The sequence below is a fragment of the Aeromicrobium sp. genome, assembly GCF_037719875.1.
Classification (GTDB): Bacteria; Actinomycetota; Actinomycetes; order Propionibacteriales; family Nocardioidaceae; genus Aeromicrobium.
Genome location: NZ_JBBJMJ010000001.1, coordinates 266,885 through 281,801, shown reverse-complemented (window position 1 = coordinate 281,801; position 14,917 = coordinate 266,885). Strand labels below are relative to the sequence as shown.

Annotated in this window: 9 protein-coding genes; 4 read left to right on the top strand and 5 right to left on the bottom strand. The window is 68.3% G+C overall.

Annotated features, from left to right (window positions below; translation table 11 throughout):
• Window positions 1-43 precede the first annotated feature (43 nt).
• On the top strand, window positions 44-1,882 hold the full coding sequence (locus tag WKF39_RS01490) for a hypothetical protein (protein WP_340385191.1): 1,839 nt from the start codon (window positions 44-46) through the stop codon (window positions 1,880-1,882).
• Window positions 1,879-3,057: an acyltransferase gene (locus WKF39_RS01485; RefSeq protein WP_340385189.1), complete on the top strand. Its 1,179-nt coding sequence runs from the start codon at window positions 1,879-1,881 to the stop codon at window positions 3,055-3,057. Before WKF39_RS01490 ends, WKF39_RS01485 begins: the two co-directional genes overlap by 4 nt.
• Here WKF39_RS01485 and WKF39_RS01480 read toward each other — a convergent pair.
• Together WKF39_RS01480 and WKF39_RS01475 are read right to left on the bottom strand one after the other, a co-directional pair.
• Window positions 2,961-6,983 carry an alpha-(1->3)-arabinofuranosyltransferase family protein gene (locus WKF39_RS01480; RefSeq protein ID WP_340385187.1) on the bottom strand — a complete coding sequence of 1,341 codons (4,023 nt, stop codon included), beginning with the start codon at window positions 6,981-6,983 and terminating at the stop codon, window positions 2,961-2,963. The two genes, WKF39_RS01485 and WKF39_RS01480, sit on opposite strands and share 97 nt — an antisense overlap.
• Complete coding sequence (locus WKF39_RS01475) at window positions 6,950-7,684, bottom strand: class I SAM-dependent methyltransferase (RefSeq protein ID WP_340385185.1); 735 nt, start codon at window positions 7,682-7,684, stop codon at window positions 6,950-6,952. Before WKF39_RS01475 ends, WKF39_RS01480 begins: the two co-directional genes overlap by 34 nt.
• 154 nt (window positions 7,685-7,838) lie before the next feature.
• Here WKF39_RS01475 and WKF39_RS01470 point away from each other — a divergent pair, with 154 nt between their 5' ends.
• Window positions 7,839-8,939, top strand: coding sequence for a glycosyltransferase family 4 protein (locus WKF39_RS01470; RefSeq protein WP_340385183.1), 1,101 nt, complete (start codon window positions 7,839-7,841; stop codon window positions 8,937-8,939).
• Between the two features lie 77 nt (window positions 8,940-9,016).
• Here WKF39_RS01470 and WKF39_RS01465 read toward each other — a convergent pair whose 3' ends face one another.
• Window positions 9,017-9,163 carry a hypothetical protein gene (locus WKF39_RS01465; protein WP_340385181.1) on the bottom strand — a complete coding sequence of 49 codons (147 nt, stop codon included), beginning with the start codon at window positions 9,161-9,163 and terminating at the stop codon, window positions 9,017-9,019.
• Window positions 9,164-9,209: 46 nt separating this feature from the next.
• A complete protein-coding gene (locus WKF39_RS01460; protein WP_340385180.1) occupies window positions 9,210-10,928 on the bottom strand; it encodes a hypothetical protein in 1,719 nt (572 codons plus the stop codon).
• A gap of 45 nt (window positions 10,929-10,973) precedes the next feature.
• On the opposite strand from WKF39_RS01460, the gene WKF39_RS01455 reads away from it, so the two are divergent.
• Complete coding sequence (locus tag WKF39_RS01455) at window positions 10,974-12,191, top strand: hypothetical protein (protein ID WP_340385178.1); 1,218 nt, start codon at window positions 10,974-10,976, stop codon at window positions 12,189-12,191.
• A 30-nt stretch (window positions 12,192-12,221) separates the two neighbouring features.
• On the opposite strand, the gene polA is transcribed toward WKF39_RS01455, so the two are convergent.
• Entirely contained in the window at window positions 12,222-14,885 is a 2,664-nt protein-coding gene (polA, locus tag WKF39_RS01450; protein WP_340385176.1) for a DNA polymerase I, read from the bottom strand.
• Window positions 14,886-14,917: the final 32 nt, after the last annotated feature.

Genomic DNA, 14,917 nt, shown 5'->3' with positions numbered 1-14,917 from the left:
TCTCAGCCTCTGCCGCGACCCCCTGACGTGGGACGATGCCGGGGTGACCTCGCTGCTCGTCGAAGGCACCGCAGCCGTCCGTGACGTGCGGTCCGATCCCATCGCCGCGCGCCGGGTCGTGACGGCCGCGGCGCTGATGCTGATCGCGGTGCAGGTGGTGCTCCGCGGGTGGGCCGTGTCCAGTGGATGGTTCTTCGGCGACGACTTCACCTTCCTCGCGGATGCGGGCCGCGGCGAGGCCGACCTCGGCTGGCTGTTCCACCGTCACGATTTCCAGAGGATGCCGTTGGGATTCGTGCTGGTGCTGCTGGTTGACCTCGCGGGACCATTCGCCTGGTGGGCCGCAGCCGCCGAGCTCCTGGCATTCCAAGCGGCAGCGGGCCTTGCGTGCTGGTGGATGTTGCGCATGTGGTTCGGCGACCGGCTGCGCATCCTCGTGCCGCTCACGATCTACCTGTTCTCGGCCATCACCGTCCCATCGCTGATGTGGTGGGCGGCCGGGCTCAACTCGCTCATGGTGCAACCGTTCGTCTTCCTGGCGATCGGTCTCCATGTCCTGTTGCTGCGGACCCGCCGCAAGCGGTATGCCATCGGGGTGACCTTGTGCCTGGTCGTCGCGCTGCTGTTCTTCGTCAAGGCTCTCCTGATCGTTCCGATGCTCGCCATCATCACGGTCTGCTATGCGGCCGAGGGCTCGGTCCCGCGGCGGATCTGGTCCTCACTCGTCCGGTTCCGGTTCGCTTGGGTCGCCTATGCCGTTCCGTCCGCGATATATCTGGCTGCCTACTTCGCCACTTCGCCTCCCGCGCCGCCGCGGGGCGATGTCGACTACTCCGGCCTGGCCGAGCGATTCGTGGTCACCAACTTGTCGACCGCGCTGTTCGGCGGTCCGTGGAGGTGGATGTCGATCGGCGGTGAGTCAGGCCCGCGTCAGCTCGCGGATCCGCCGCAGGCGGCGGTCATCGGCTGTCTTCTGATCCTCGGTGGCGTGGTTGTCGCCCTGATGATGCGCCATCGCGGCGTGCTGACGCCGTTGTGGTTCGTCGTCCCCTACGTCGCGTTCACCGTCGGCCTGCTTGCCTATGGCCGCGCCGGGGTCTACGGCAGGGTGACCTCAGCCGAAGTCCGTTACTGGTCGGACTTCATGCCGTTCCTGACCCTGGCTGTCGGCCTGGCCCTCATGCCGGTCCGGGGCCTGCCGGACGTCCTGCGTGAACGGTCGGCGTCGCCGTTCGCCGCTCGCACCTCGACCACGATCGCCGGTGTCTATCTCACCGCGTTCGTGCTGGGGTCGATCGTGTCGACCGTGACCTATGTTCAGCCGTGGCACAAGGATTATGAGGCGAGGCGTTACCTGACCACCGCACGGCAGGGCCTCGAGGCCGGGTCCGCCCCGGTCGAGCTCGCCGACCAGCCGGTGCCGGGCACTGTCGTCCCCGCCCTGATCTTCCCCTACAACCTGCCGAGCCGTGTGCTGTCGCCGATCCGTCAGACGTTCACGACCCCAGACATCGCCACCGACCTCGCAATCCTCGATGAAACCGGGGCCGTCGTCCCGGGGGTCGCGACCCCAGACATCGCGGTCAGTCCTCGAGAGCTCGCCAGGTGTTTGGTCGGCGGGGGCGGGACCCAGCAGATCGAGCTCGGGAGTGCGACATTCGATTTCCCCTTCTGGCTCTCGATGACCTACCGATCCGACACCAGCGATGACATCGGCGTGACCGTCGGGACCACGCGCTACGAGGGGCGGGTCGAGTCCGGGTCGCACATCCTCAGTCTCCGCACGACCGGCAGCATCGACCGGGTGACGCTCGACCTGCCGGCCGGTGCACGGGTGTGTGTCGAGGCCTTGCACGTCGGAGCGAAGATGGAGCCACGATGAACATCGCCCGCCGCGACTTCCCTCAGCTCGATGCCATGCGAGCCGTCGCCTCGATCGCGGTCGTCGCGACGCATGCGGGCTTTTGGTCCGGCTTCTACACCAGCGGATTCTGGGGGGTCGTGGTGCAACGACTCGAGGTCGGTGTCGCGATCTTCTTCGTCCTGTCTGGATTCCTGCTCAGCCGGCCCTATCTGGTGTCCGCCCACGACCGGGTCGGCCACGAACCGGCTCGCCGCTATCTCACCAAGCGAGTGCTGCGGATCTTCCCGGTCTATGTCGTCTCGGCGATCGCCGCCCTGGCGCTCATCGAGGAGAATCGCTCGCTGGGGATCGGCCGGTGGATCCAGAACCTGCTGCTGGTTGACCTCTACCGGGAGAACCAGCTGCCGCAGGGTCTCACCCAGATGTGGAGCCTCACGGTCGAGGTCGCGTTCTATCTGATCCTCCCGCTCCTGGGTGGCCTCTGCATCAAGGTCGTCTGCCGAGACCGTTGGCGACCCGTACGACTGCTGGTCTTCCTCGCGGCCAGCGCGGCCGGCAGCCTCGCGTGGGTGCTGGTCACCCACAACCTGCGCTCGGACCTGGCCGAGCAGGCGGCCCGTTGGCTGCCGTCCTATGCCAGCTGGTTCGCCCTCGGCATCGGTCTCGCCGTGCTCACGATCGACTCAGCCGCGCCGGGCCGGGTGACTGGGCTGCTCATCTCCGCCGCCCGCGACCGTACGTCGTGCTGGCTCACCGCCGGAGCGATCTTCCTCATCGTGTCCACGCCGCTCGGCGGCTCGCCCCTGCTGGTCTCCCCCACGGCTGGCCAGGCAGCTATGCGTCATGCCTGCTACGCCTTGATCGCGGTGCTGGCAGTCGCGCCGTGCGTCCTCGGCAGCGACGAGAGCCCGGTCGCCCGGGTGCTCTCCCTGCCCGCCCTGCGTCACCTCGGGCACATCTCGTATGCCCTGTTCTGCTGCCACGTGACGGTCCTCGCCGTCGGAGTTCCGATGATGGGGTTCACCGTGTTCGACACTCCGTTCCTGTTGCTGTTCGCGATCATCCTCGCGATCAGCCTGCTGGTTGCCGAAGTGCTCTATCGCGCCGTCGAGCGGCCGTTCATGTCGCTCGCGCCGGGTCGACGCGCCAGGACTCCCACGACGACACCGAGCGACGCCATCGCACACAGCTGAGGCGCCCGCCACGGGATGACCGGGATGTCGCCCCCGGCCACGGCCCACCACACGTAGCAACCCACAGCGACCGCCAACGGGCCGGCGACCGTCCAGCCCGACGCCTCCCGGCGCGCGGCCACCCAGGCGCCGAGGGCCATACCGGCGAGGGCGCACACCACACCGATCGTTCCGGCCGTGAACCCCAGCACCGCGATCATCGCGATCACACCCACAGGACTCGCCCGCCCGGCTGACCAGACGTCGGGACCAGGACGAGGGCGGCTGCCTCTGATCAACGCGATGCACAGGAGTGCCAAGACGCCCAGCGCGCCGGCGACCAGCGCCGCCCGGTATGACGCGTTCGGGGCGTAGGTCTCGGCGACATCGGTCGGGCCCGTGCCGGCCAATCGCCATCCCCGCTGCCAGCCGTTGACCGTGACGGGTGTGACGGAGCGACCCTCCACGGTCGCCTGCCAACCCGGATTGGTGTTCTGCGACCTCGTCACCAGATCGCCGGTGCCGGTTGCCGAGCGTGGCGTTCCGGTCGAGGTCAGGACCGACCGGCCGGCGTCGAAGAGGCCAGAAGCGGTGCTCGTGACCCGGTTGACGCCGGCCGTCAGGGTCACAGAGTCCCCGGTGCACGTGCGGGCGACCGCGGAACGCCCCGCCGCCACATCGGCGCGGCTTGTCCTCACCGACGTCAGATGGGCACGGTCATTCACGCGGATCATCGGACCAGATCCGCACGGGAGGCTGATCTCAGCTGACGACCGGTCCGGTCGTCGGGCGGGCCGATCGTCGAACGTCAGCTCGCTGACACCGACCGGCAGGGTCTTGGCGAAGCCGTCGACACCGAAGTCACGGGCGTCGCCGACCGAGGACAGCCGGACGACCACACGTCTGACCCGCACGGGCGCGAAGGTTCCCTCACCGTCCTTGAGGGCGACCCGACGCCGCGTTCCGTCGTCCAGCTCCACCGTCACCGCCGAGACCCGTGAGGCCGGAAGGCCGGGAGCCGTCGTGAGCTTGATCCGCGAGAGCGTCCTGGGTGACCTCCAAGTCACGTCGAGCGACGGGTCGGTGTCGCCCGGCTCGGAGATCCACCCCGTCCGGGGATCCCCGTCGACCGCTCCAGCGACGCTGTTCCGCACGTCCGCTGCCGCCGCCGAGGACGCGGAGACGCGCAAGGGAAGCCCCTCCTGCAAGAACGCATCGGCGGCAGGCCCGGCCAGCGGCCGCGTCGTGACGGCCAGGTCATATGCGGCCGTCGTGTGCATCGGGAGCTCGCGGTCGACCAGCACTGCGTCCTCGCTCCTGCCACCGGCGCCCGCACGGCAGCGAACCAGCTCCTCGACCGTGATGCAGGCCGGCCGTCCACCTTCGTCCATGCCCAGCACGACCCGGTCGGGGCTTCCCCACCCCCTGGGTGTTCTGGGCAGGACCAGTGGCCGGGACACCTGGAGCGCCGTTGAGGAGACATCGGCGATGGCAAGCGGACGAGCACCCTCGCGATCACCTTCGATGCGCAGCTCGTCGACCCGTCCGACTCGGACCCGCACCGGCTGATCGCCTATGGCCTCACGACGCACGACACCGTTCGCGGTGCCGATGCGCAGTCGCACCTTCTCCCCCGGGACGGCGTCGGCGACAATCCTGACGGTGCCGAGGTCCCGCTTGCCGTGCAGACCGAGTCGTATCCAGCCCGTGTCGGCGTTGGCGACCCAGGACGTACGTCCGTCGCCGTCAAATGCCGACCACGGTTGAGCCCCAGGGTCGACCCCCACGAGACTGTCCACTGCCGAGCGCGAGCTCGACGCCTCGAGCACACGTGCTCCGCGCAGCTCCGGGACGCTGATCCACGGCTCATCCCGTGCCTGGACATAGTCATGGAGCCTGCGATCCAGGGTGTAGGGGTCCTCGACGGTGAGCGACGCGGACCGGAGGGTGTCGACCCGTCCGAATGCTGCCTCCTGCCGTCTGAGCCCGTCCGTCACGATCAGCTCGCCAAGTGAGGACCTCGCGTCCTGATCCTGTGCAAGGACTACCGAGCGGCCGCGGATCAGATCGAGGTCGTCGAGGATCGGCAGGCCGTCGGATCCTCCGACCATGGTCGGAGTGTCCGACAGCTCCTGGACGGTGGTCGAGTCCGGGTCGTCTATCTGCCAGATCTCGACGGCCTGATGGGTCGACTGCCACCCGCCGGCGGAGAACGAACGCTGCGTCTCGAGATCGATCATCGGATCACCGCCGAGCCTCGGGCCGAACCCGGCCACCTGAATGAGGCCGGGTGAATCCCGCAGGGTCGCGTAGACCGGCTCCGTGCGCCCGTCGGCAACCTCCGGCTCGAGATCGTTGCGGACGACCAGCTGCCCGATCCCGGCTCGGCGCAGGCGGGCCGCCAGCCCGGCCGAGCCCCGACCTTGGTCGAGCGCCGCGGTGATCGCATCCAGGTAACGGATCGTGCCGGTCGGCGTGAGGGGGATGCTGTTGCGCACGGCCCAGGGTGATCGGGCGATCGGCTGCATCAGCTCATCGCCCGTGCTCCCCCACAGATAGTCGCCGAACCCCGAGGACGGCACCATCAGCGACGTTCCGACGCCGGCCCTGGCGAGGTAGTCGGCGGTCTGGTGCCAATAGGCCGGGGTCACCTCGAAGGATCGCCGGTTGGGAAGCTGGCCGGTCCACGCCGGCGCGGTCGCCCCCACCAGGGCCGCGACGACCAGCGCCGACGCCCCGACTCTCCGGACCAGGTCCGTGCGCTCGGCCCGGGCTCCGCGGTCGATCGCGGTCTTGAGGGCGTATGCCGCCCCGAGCACCAGGGGAATCCGCACCACGACATCGAACTTGTGGGTGTTTCGCAAAGGGGCGAGTACGCCGTCCAGCGCAGTCTGGATCGAACCGGATCCCCAACCCGAGACCGATCCGGTCTGCCCGAGCGTTACCAGGAACAGGCCGCTCAGGGTGCCCCACACCAGGAACCGCCGGTGGCGAGCCGGGGCCAGGACGAGTCCGACCACCCCGAGTGTCATGACGACGCCGGAATTGACGATCACGGCGGCATTCGTGAGGAACTCCTTGCCCGCGACCGCATCGGAGGAGATGTAGGGGACCCAGTTGCTCGTCCCGCGCAGCGCATCGACGACAGTGGCCGCCGACGTGGTGACCGAGGAACTCTCGATGAAGTCGAGGAACGGCGGACTCACCGATCCGAGGAGGAAGAGCGGGACGAGCCACCAGAACGTGCCGAGCAGAACCAGCGGGGGCCACCACACCATCAGTGCGCGGCGGCGTGGACCCCGTGGCGCGGTGAGGAGCCAGATCGCACCCAGCGGGACAACCGCAAATGTCGCGACGGCATTGACCCCACCCACGCACGCCACCGCAACCGCACTGAGCGCGGCCTGCCGACGCGGACTCCCACGTCGCAGCCCGATCACCAGCGGTACCAGGACCCACGGCGCAACCGCCGACGGCCACACCTCGATCGAGCTGGGGCCCATGACCGAGACCATCCGTGGGGACAACGCGAATGCCAGACCCGCAAAGATCTGCACGCCCAACGACTCGATCCCGATCGACTTGCAGAGCGCCACCATGCCGAGGAACGCGACACACAGGATCAACGCCCACCACATCCGCTGGACGACCCATGGCGGCAGCTGCACGCCGTGGCCGATCCAAAAGAACGGACCCATCGGGAACAAGTAGCCATAGGCCTGGTTCTGAACCTGCCCGAAGAATCCGTCCGCGTCCCAGAGGTCGAGCGATCTGGCGAGGAACCCACCCGGATTGATTGCCAGATCAAGCTTGGTGTCGGCAACGATGCGGCCGGGCTGTTGGACGAGGGACAGCGCGGTCAGGACCAGGCACGTGGCGGCGAGACGGAAGCGTCGGCGGACCGGAGCCTCGCTCACGTCTTCCTCAGCACGATCGCGAGGTTCCACGTCACCACCTCGCGGAGCCCCGGCACGCGCAGGACCCACCACGCCCAGCGCGGTAGATAGCGCGGGATCACCGCGACGACCTCGGCGGCGGTCTGCTGGCGCACCCATCGCTGCCCGGCGGCCGCCGTGACGGCGAACAGGGACGTGCCGAAGATGTTCTTGGGCGGATGTCCGTGCTTCTTCTCGTAGCGACGAGCCGCTCGATGACCCCCGACGAAATGCCAGGGGGCGGTCTCGTGCCCGCCCCACGGGCCGTACCAAAGCGTGTAGGACAAGAACACCAGTCCACCGGGCCTGGTGACACGCACCATCTCATCGGCCATGCTCCACGGCTCGCTGACGTGCTCGAGCACGTTGGACGAATAGGTCACTCCGAAGCTGCCGTCTTCGAACGGCAGCCGCATGCCGCTGCCCAGCACCGTCCCGGGCTCGGGATCGCCCAGACCCGACAGCTCGCCGAGGTCGGCGTCCAGCGGCGTGTAGGTCGCACCGGCGCTGCGGAAGGCTTCGGCGAAATAGCCCGGCCCGCCTCCGACGTCGAGGACCCACCGGCCGTCCAGATCGGCATACGTGCTGATCTGATCGACCGAGTCGCGGGCCAGGGTTCCATAGAAGCGCCCCGGGTCGGTCTGCTCGACCCGGAATGCTTGGAACAACCTCCAGGAACGCGCCAGATCCGGGCGAAAGGGCAGGTCAGGCACCTCGAAAGGATACGGGAGGGGTGGACCACCCTCGATGTTAGAATTGCCGCGCCGTGTTGAGGGACACGGCGTCGCCACGTTGAGGGACGTGTCGCGAGGGAGCCGCCGGCAGCACGCCGGCCACGAGGGAGGGGCCGACAACCGTCGGCCGAACATGCGCGTACTCTTCTGCAACTGGCGGGACACCAAGAACCCCGAGGGTGGCGGTTCCGAGCGCTACGTCGAGAGCATGGCCCGCGGGCTGGTCGAGCAGGGGCACCAGGTCACGATCGCGTGCGCCTCACACGCCAACGCCCCCCGTGAAGAGACCATCGAAGGCGTCAGGTTCGTCCGCCGCGGGACCAAGCTGGACATCTACGTCCGCACGTTCTTCGCACTGCTCCTCGGCCGCTACGGCAGGGTCGATCTCGTCGTCGACGTCCAGAATGGCTTGCCCTTCTTCACCCGCCTTGCCACGCGCAAGCCGGTGGTCGTCCTCGTGCACCACGTGCACCGTGAGCAGTGGCCCGTCGTCTATCCGGGACTCGTGGGCCGCATCGGCTGGTGGATCGAGAGCCGAATCGCTCCGCGGCTCTATCGCCGCAGCCAGTATGTCGCGGTGTCGCAGGCGACTCGCCTCGAGCTGATCGATCTGGGCGTGGACCGTGACCGCATCGCGATCGTGCACAACGGCAACGATCCCGCGCCGGTCGTCGACACGTCGCGATCAGTCACACCGCGTATCGCGGTCGTCGGTCGCCTGGTGCCGCACAAGCAGGTCGAGCATGCGATCGACGCTGCCGCCTCGATGCGGCGCGATCAGCCCGACCTCATCCTCGACGTCATCGGCACCGGCTGGTGGGAGCAGGAGCTGCGCGCCCATGCCGAGCGAAGCGGTGTTGCGGATCGGGTCGTGTTCCACGGCTTCGTCAGCGACCGCACCAAGCATGAGCTCCTGGCCGGTGCCTGGCTCATGGCGTTGCCATCGCTCAAGGAGGGCTGGGGCATCGTGATCGGTGAAGCCGGCGCCCACAGCACCCCGACAGTCGCCTACAGCACGGCCGGCGGCACGACCGAATCCATCGACCACAAGGACTCCGGCATCCTCGCTGACTCGCCTCAGGAGCTCACCGCGGCGCTCAGCTCGCTGATCGAGGATCGCGAGTGGCGCGAGTTCCTCGGCCGTGGGGCGCTAGAGAAGTCCCGGGCGTTCACGTGGTCGATCTCCCAACGGGAGTTCGGCACGATCATCGAGTCGTGCTCGCCGAAGAGGTAGACCAGTCCAGGGATGCACGAAGGGGGAGCTCCGAGGAGCTCGCCCTTCGTGTCAGCCGGCGTCGTGGACGCCAGCTCTCAGTTGTTGGAGCCGTAGCTCACGGTGGTCGATGAGACCGGCTCCTCGCCGGCACTCTGCTGCGACTGCACGACACCCACGACGGTGGCCCCAGCCAGACCGAGACCAGCGATGAAGGCGACGATGCCGCCAGTGATAGTTCCCACGTTGTGTCCTCCCTCGAGACGCCGCAAGTCTACCAGTCAGTAGGGGTCACGGCCGAACTCGCGGCGGCGTCTCGGCGTGCCTCCTGCGCCATCGGGAGGCGCCTGCGCGGACCGCTCCGATCAGTGCGACCAGCAGGGTCAGGGCCGCCACACCCCACGTCCCGATCATGAGCCGACGATCGCCCTCATCCACTGGTTCGGGACGTGCCCCCGGGATGGCGAAGACCCTGAGGTCATTGCCGCTGACGGCGAGCTCGCGAGCGCCCCTGAGCTGCCGGAGTGACTCGCGAGCCCCGAGGGCGTCGGTCTCGACCACGACCAGCCCGATCCCCTGCCTGGCCACCCCCCGGGTGACCGCCTCGCCCTGTAGGACCCTGCCGACGCGGCGAGCGCGCGGGTCCTCGCCCGCAATGGTGCGCCCCGACACGACGAGCTCGTCGTTGACGACCGTTGCACGGTCGAAGTACCGGCCGGCCGGATCGAGCACTGGTGTGTCGTCGTTCCACGACGGTCTGCGGTAGGCGCTGAACGGTAGGACGAGGATGTCGCCGGGAGTCCTGGCCTTCTCGATGACGCGCCGGGCATCGCTCCACGATGCGGGGTACGTCGACGGGTCCAGGCGGCCGCCCACACCCCACGCCAGATCAGGGATCGCCGTGAGCGGCAGCATGACGGCCAGCACGACGACCGGCAGCTCCCAGGCGGTGAACTCGAACCGGTGGAAGACGGCGTGTACGCCCGCCCCGAACGCGACGGCCTCCAGAGGAACCAACATGGCCAGCCACCTGGTGCCGTCCCGGATGAGTCCGCCCGCCGGCACGTCAGCAACCACCTTCGTGACGAGCTCGGGCGCCAACCAGCCCAGGAGCGCGATGGCCAGCCCGATCGCTCCGGACATCCCGAGGACGGCCAGGAGTCGCCGGTCGTCCCGCCACATCATGACCAGGCCGACGACGATGACCGCCCCGATGACGACGGCGATCAGGACTGCGATCCACAGTGTCCGTGAGGTCGGTACCACCTCGGTGTTCCAGACACCGCCGAGAGTCAGGGCCGATCCCAACCGACCAAAGTGACCCTCAGGCTGGAGCTCGAACAACTTGACGGCGGCCGGATCGGTGCGGGAGATCGACGCGCGCAGGAGCCCTGCGACGATCCACGGCCCGTTGACCAGGGCAGCGAGGAGCACAACCGTCACGACACCGCGCCGCCACGCCGCTGTCACCGCGATGAGCACCCCCATGACCCCGGTGGCGGGGGTCAACGCGGTGGCCGCGAGAGCGATGACCGCAACCGCCCATCGCGGCCCGTCCTTGCCGCCGAGCGCCCCGATCAGCCATGGGAATGCCGCCAGCGCCAGCAGGAGCGGCCACTGACCGAGGACGAGACGCTCGGCGATGAACGGGTTCCACACCGCGAGGGTTGCGCCCGACAGCTGTGCCACCAGCGGACGTTCGCGCAGGAGCCGAGCGGTCCCGAGCGCCAGCAGCGACAGGGCAGCAAACAGGACGAGCCGCTGCACCAGAGCCGCCGGGAGCACCGTGTCGAGCAGCGCAACCACTGCATCCGACGGAACGGCGCGGGGCAGACCTGTGCCGAGGCCCCAGATCTCGGGTCGATCCAGGTCGAGCTGAGGGACCCACACCATGTCGTAGGTCAGGACGTAGCCCCGCGCGAAAAGCGGGACACATACCGCGAGGGCAAGGGTCGCCGCCCAGACCGGCACAACGGCTCGGTCCAGATCGTGACGCTGCCACCAGTTCATCCTGCCCCTGCCTTGGTCGACCCCGGCCACGGCTATTGTGCCGTGGTGAGGACCACGCGCGCGACGATGACGGGTGGCACGCTCGTGGCGGCCGGGATGATGACCATGAACATCACGGTCTATGCCTTCAACGTCGTCTCCGCGCGAGCCCTCCTCCCACGGGAGTTCGGTGCACTCACGGCACTGTTCGGCATCCTCCTGGTCGGCTCGGTCGCGTCCCTGGGCCTGCAGGCGGTCACGGCTCGCCGGCTCGCGGTCGACCCGGAGCACCAGGACGACATCATCGGCGACACCGTGCGGGTAACGGTGATCGTCGCATCATCGGTCGGGATCCTCGTCGCCGTGTCGTCGCTCATCCTGACGCCGATCCTCAGGCTCGACAGCCACTGGCCCGTGATCCTGTGCGGGGCCACGCTGGTACCGCTCACCGTGATGGGGGCCGAGTCCGGGATCGCCCAAGGCACGTCCCGGTGGGGCGCCCTCACCGCGATCTACATCGGCAACGGCGTCGGTCGGCTGACCGGCGGCACGATCGCCCTGCTGATCTCGCCATCGGTCATCTCCGCCATGGTCGGGATCGCGGTGGGGTCCTGGCTCCCCGCCCTCGCCGGGGCCCGGTTGATGACTGGTCACGGCTCGAACCCTCGAAACAGCCGCCGCCCCCTCCTGCGGGAGGCATTGTTCTCGACGCACGCCCTCCTGGCCTACTTCGTGCTCAGCAACCTGGACTCGCTCATCGCACGCAACCGATTCGACGCGCACGAGAGCGGTCTCTATGCCTCCGGGCTGATCCTGGCCAAGGCCGCACTGTTCTTTCCCCAATTCGTGAGCGTCGTGCTGTTCCCCGACCTTGCCCGCGCGACGACGCACCACGCGCGGCTGCGAGCTGTGGCGCTGGTTGCCGGCTTCGGGTCCTTGGCTGTGCTCGCGACAGCCGCGCTTCCGCGACTCGCACTGATCCTCGTGGGTGGCAACAAGTATCAGGAGATCACCGATCGCCTGTGGCTCTTTGCCGTCGCCGGATCCGTCCTCGCGATCGTGCACCTGCTGGTCTTTGACGCGCTCGCCCGCCACGCGCACGGCGTCGTCGTGCTGCTGTGGGGTGCCGTCGCCGCGGTGATCGCATCGGCATACGGGCTGGGTGTCGGCATCACGGGTCTGGTGCTCACAGTTGCCTGCGTTGCCGCGGTCCTGGCCACCGTCGTCTATCTGATGCCCCGGTCGGCGCGCGAACCGGCCGCCAGCCAGCGCGCCCGGCGGTAGGTCAGGGCTGAGCCGGGTCACACCACCTGCTCAGTGGCCGGCCTCGTGCCACGTGCGGCCGACCCCGACCGAGACGTCCAGCGGCACCGACAGGGCGGCCGCCGACGCCATCTGCTCGCGGACGAGCTCCTCGACCTGGTCCTTCTCCCCTGCGGCGACCTCGAGCACGAGCTCATCGTGCACCTGCAGAAGCATGCGTGAGGTGAGCCCGGCATCGTCGAGCGCGCGCTCGACATTCAACATCGCGACCTTGATGAGGTCCGCGGCCGAGCCCTGGATCGGGGCGTTGAGCGCCATCCGCTCAGCCATCTCCCGACGTTGGCGGTTGTCGCTCTGGAGGTCGGGGAGGTAGCGGCGGCGGCCCATGATCGTCTCGGTGAAGCCGGTCTGCCGCGCCTCGTCGACGAGGCCGCGGAGGTAGTCGCGCACTCCCCCGAACCGCTGGAAGTAGTCGTCCATGAGGCCCTGCGCCTCGCCCGTCGTGATGTTGAGCTGCTGGCTGAGCCCATAGGACGAAAGCCCATAGGCCAGGCCGTAGTTCATCGCCTTGATCCGGGCGCGCAGCTCGCCGCCGATCTCGCTGGGATCCTTGGAGAACACCTTGGCCGCCATCACGGTGTGGAAGTCCTCACCGGAGTTGAACGCGGCGATCAGGTCGGCATCCTCAGACAGGTGAGCCATGATCCGCATCTCGATCTGGCTGTAGTCGGCCGTCACGAGGGTGTCGAAGCCCTCCCCGACACAGAACGCCTCACGGATCCGCCGCCCCGAAGCAGTGCGGATGGGGATGTTCTGGAGGTTGGGATCATTGGAGCTCAGTCGACCCGTCGCGGCGATCGTCTGGGCGTACGTCGTGTGGATGCGGCCGTCGTCGGAGATCGACTTGCGCAGGCCCTCGACGGTCTGGCGCAGGCGGGTCACGTCGCGGTGGTCCAACAGGTGCTGCAGGAATGGGTGCTCGGTCTTGGCAAAGAGCTGTTGCAGGGCCTCGGCGTCGGTCGTGTAGCCGGTCTTGGTCTTCTTGGTCTTGGGCATGCCGAGCTCGTCGAACAGGACGACCTGAAGCTGTTTGGGCGATCCCAGATTGATCTCCTTGCCGCCGATCGCCGCGAACGCCTCGCTGGCGGCGTTCTGTGCGCGCCCGGCAAACTCGGACTCGAGCGTGATGAGGTGATCGTCGTCGATCGCGATACCGGTGCGCTCCATCCGCGCCAGGGTGGCCACGAGCGGGAGCTCGACATCGTTGATCAGCGCAGTGCCGCTGGCCTGCTCGACCTCCTCGTCGAGCACGACCGCGAGGTCGAGCGTCGCCCTGGCCCGCAACATGCCCGATTCGGCACCGATGTTGTCGGTGTCGAGAGTCAGCTGACCGGAGTCGTCGGACTCATCTCGCAGCTCGCGCTTGAGGTAGCGCAGCGAGAGGTCGCCGAGGTCGTAGGACCGCTGGTCCGGCCGCACGACATAGGCCGAGAGCGCGGTGTCTGCCGAGACCCCCTTGATCGGCCAGCCCTTGGCCGCGAGCGCGAGCGACGGCCCCTTGGCGTCGTGCAGCACCTTGGGTCGGTCCGCGTCAGCGAGCCAGTCCGCGATGGCGGTGTCGTCGCCGGGCGTGATGTCGTCGGTGCTGATCCACACGGCGGCCTCGGCCGAGGCGATCGCGAGGCCCACGACGTCGCCCGTGCCGCGCCCCCAGGAGCCCTGCACGTGCAGACCAAGTCGAGAGCCCGAAGAGGTCTGCGCGTCGAGCCAGCCGGCCACTTCTCCGGGTGCCAGGGTCACGCCCTCGAGGTCGAAGCCCTCCTCTGCCTGAGGCTCCACGTCGCCGAAGGCCTCGAAGAGACGGACCCGCAGGGCGTTGAACTCCAGTGAGTCGAAGACCGTGTGGATCGCCTCGCGATCCCAGACCGTGTCGAAGGCAAGGTCTGCCGGTCCAGCAGGCAGATCAAGATCCAGGATCAACGCGTTGATGCTGCGATTGCGCAGCACGCTGTCGAGGTGCTCGCGCAGCGACTCGCCCGCCTTGCCGGGCACGTTGCCGACATCGTTGACGAGCGCCTCGAGGGTGCCGTACTGGTTGATCCACTTGGCGGCGGTCTTGGGCCCGACCCCCGGGACGCCCGGCAGATTGTCACTCGTCTCGCCGACGAGGGCGGCGATGTCGGGATAGTGATCTGGGGTGACGGCGTACTTCTCCTCGACCGCCGCGGGTGTCATGCGGGCCAGGTCCGAGACCCCCTTGCGGGGATAGAGGACGGTGGTCCGGTCGCTGACGAGCTGCAGCGCGTCACGATCGCCCGTGCAGATCATCACGTCCATGCCGGCCGACTCCGCGCGGGTCGCCAGCGTGCCGATGATGTCGTCGGCCTCGAAGCCGTCCTTCTCGAAGGTCTTGATGTGCAACGCGTCGAGGATCTCCTTGATCAGTGGAATCTGCCCCGTGAACTCCGGCGGGGACTTCGACCGGTTGCCCTTGTACTCGGAGTACTGCTCGAGCCGGAAGGTCTGGCGCGAGACGTCGAACGCCACCGCGACATGCGTCGGCTTCTCATCGCGCAGGACATTGATCAGCATCGACGTGAAGCCGAACACCGCATTGGTGCTCTGGCCCGTCGTGGTCGAGAAGTTCTCGACGGGGAGGGCGAAGAAGGCACGGTAGGCGACGGAATGACCGTCGATCAGCAAGAGGCGGTCCACACCGGCGACTCTAGTCGCCGGGACTGACCAAC

Excerpts from the sequence above, each read along its gene's own strand:
- WKF39_RS01460 (WP_340385180.1), bottom strand. The coding sequence starts at position 10,928 with ATGAACTGGTGGCAGCGTCACGATCTGGACCGAGCCGTTGTGCCGGTC.
- WKF39_RS01485 (WP_340385189.1), top strand. The coding sequence starts at position 1,879 with ATGAACATCGCCCGCCGCGACTTCCCTCAGCTCGATGCCATGCGAGCC.
- WKF39_RS01470 (WP_340385183.1), top strand. The coding sequence starts at position 7,839 with ATGCGCGTACTCTTCTGCAACTGGCGGGACACCAAGAACCCCGAGGGT.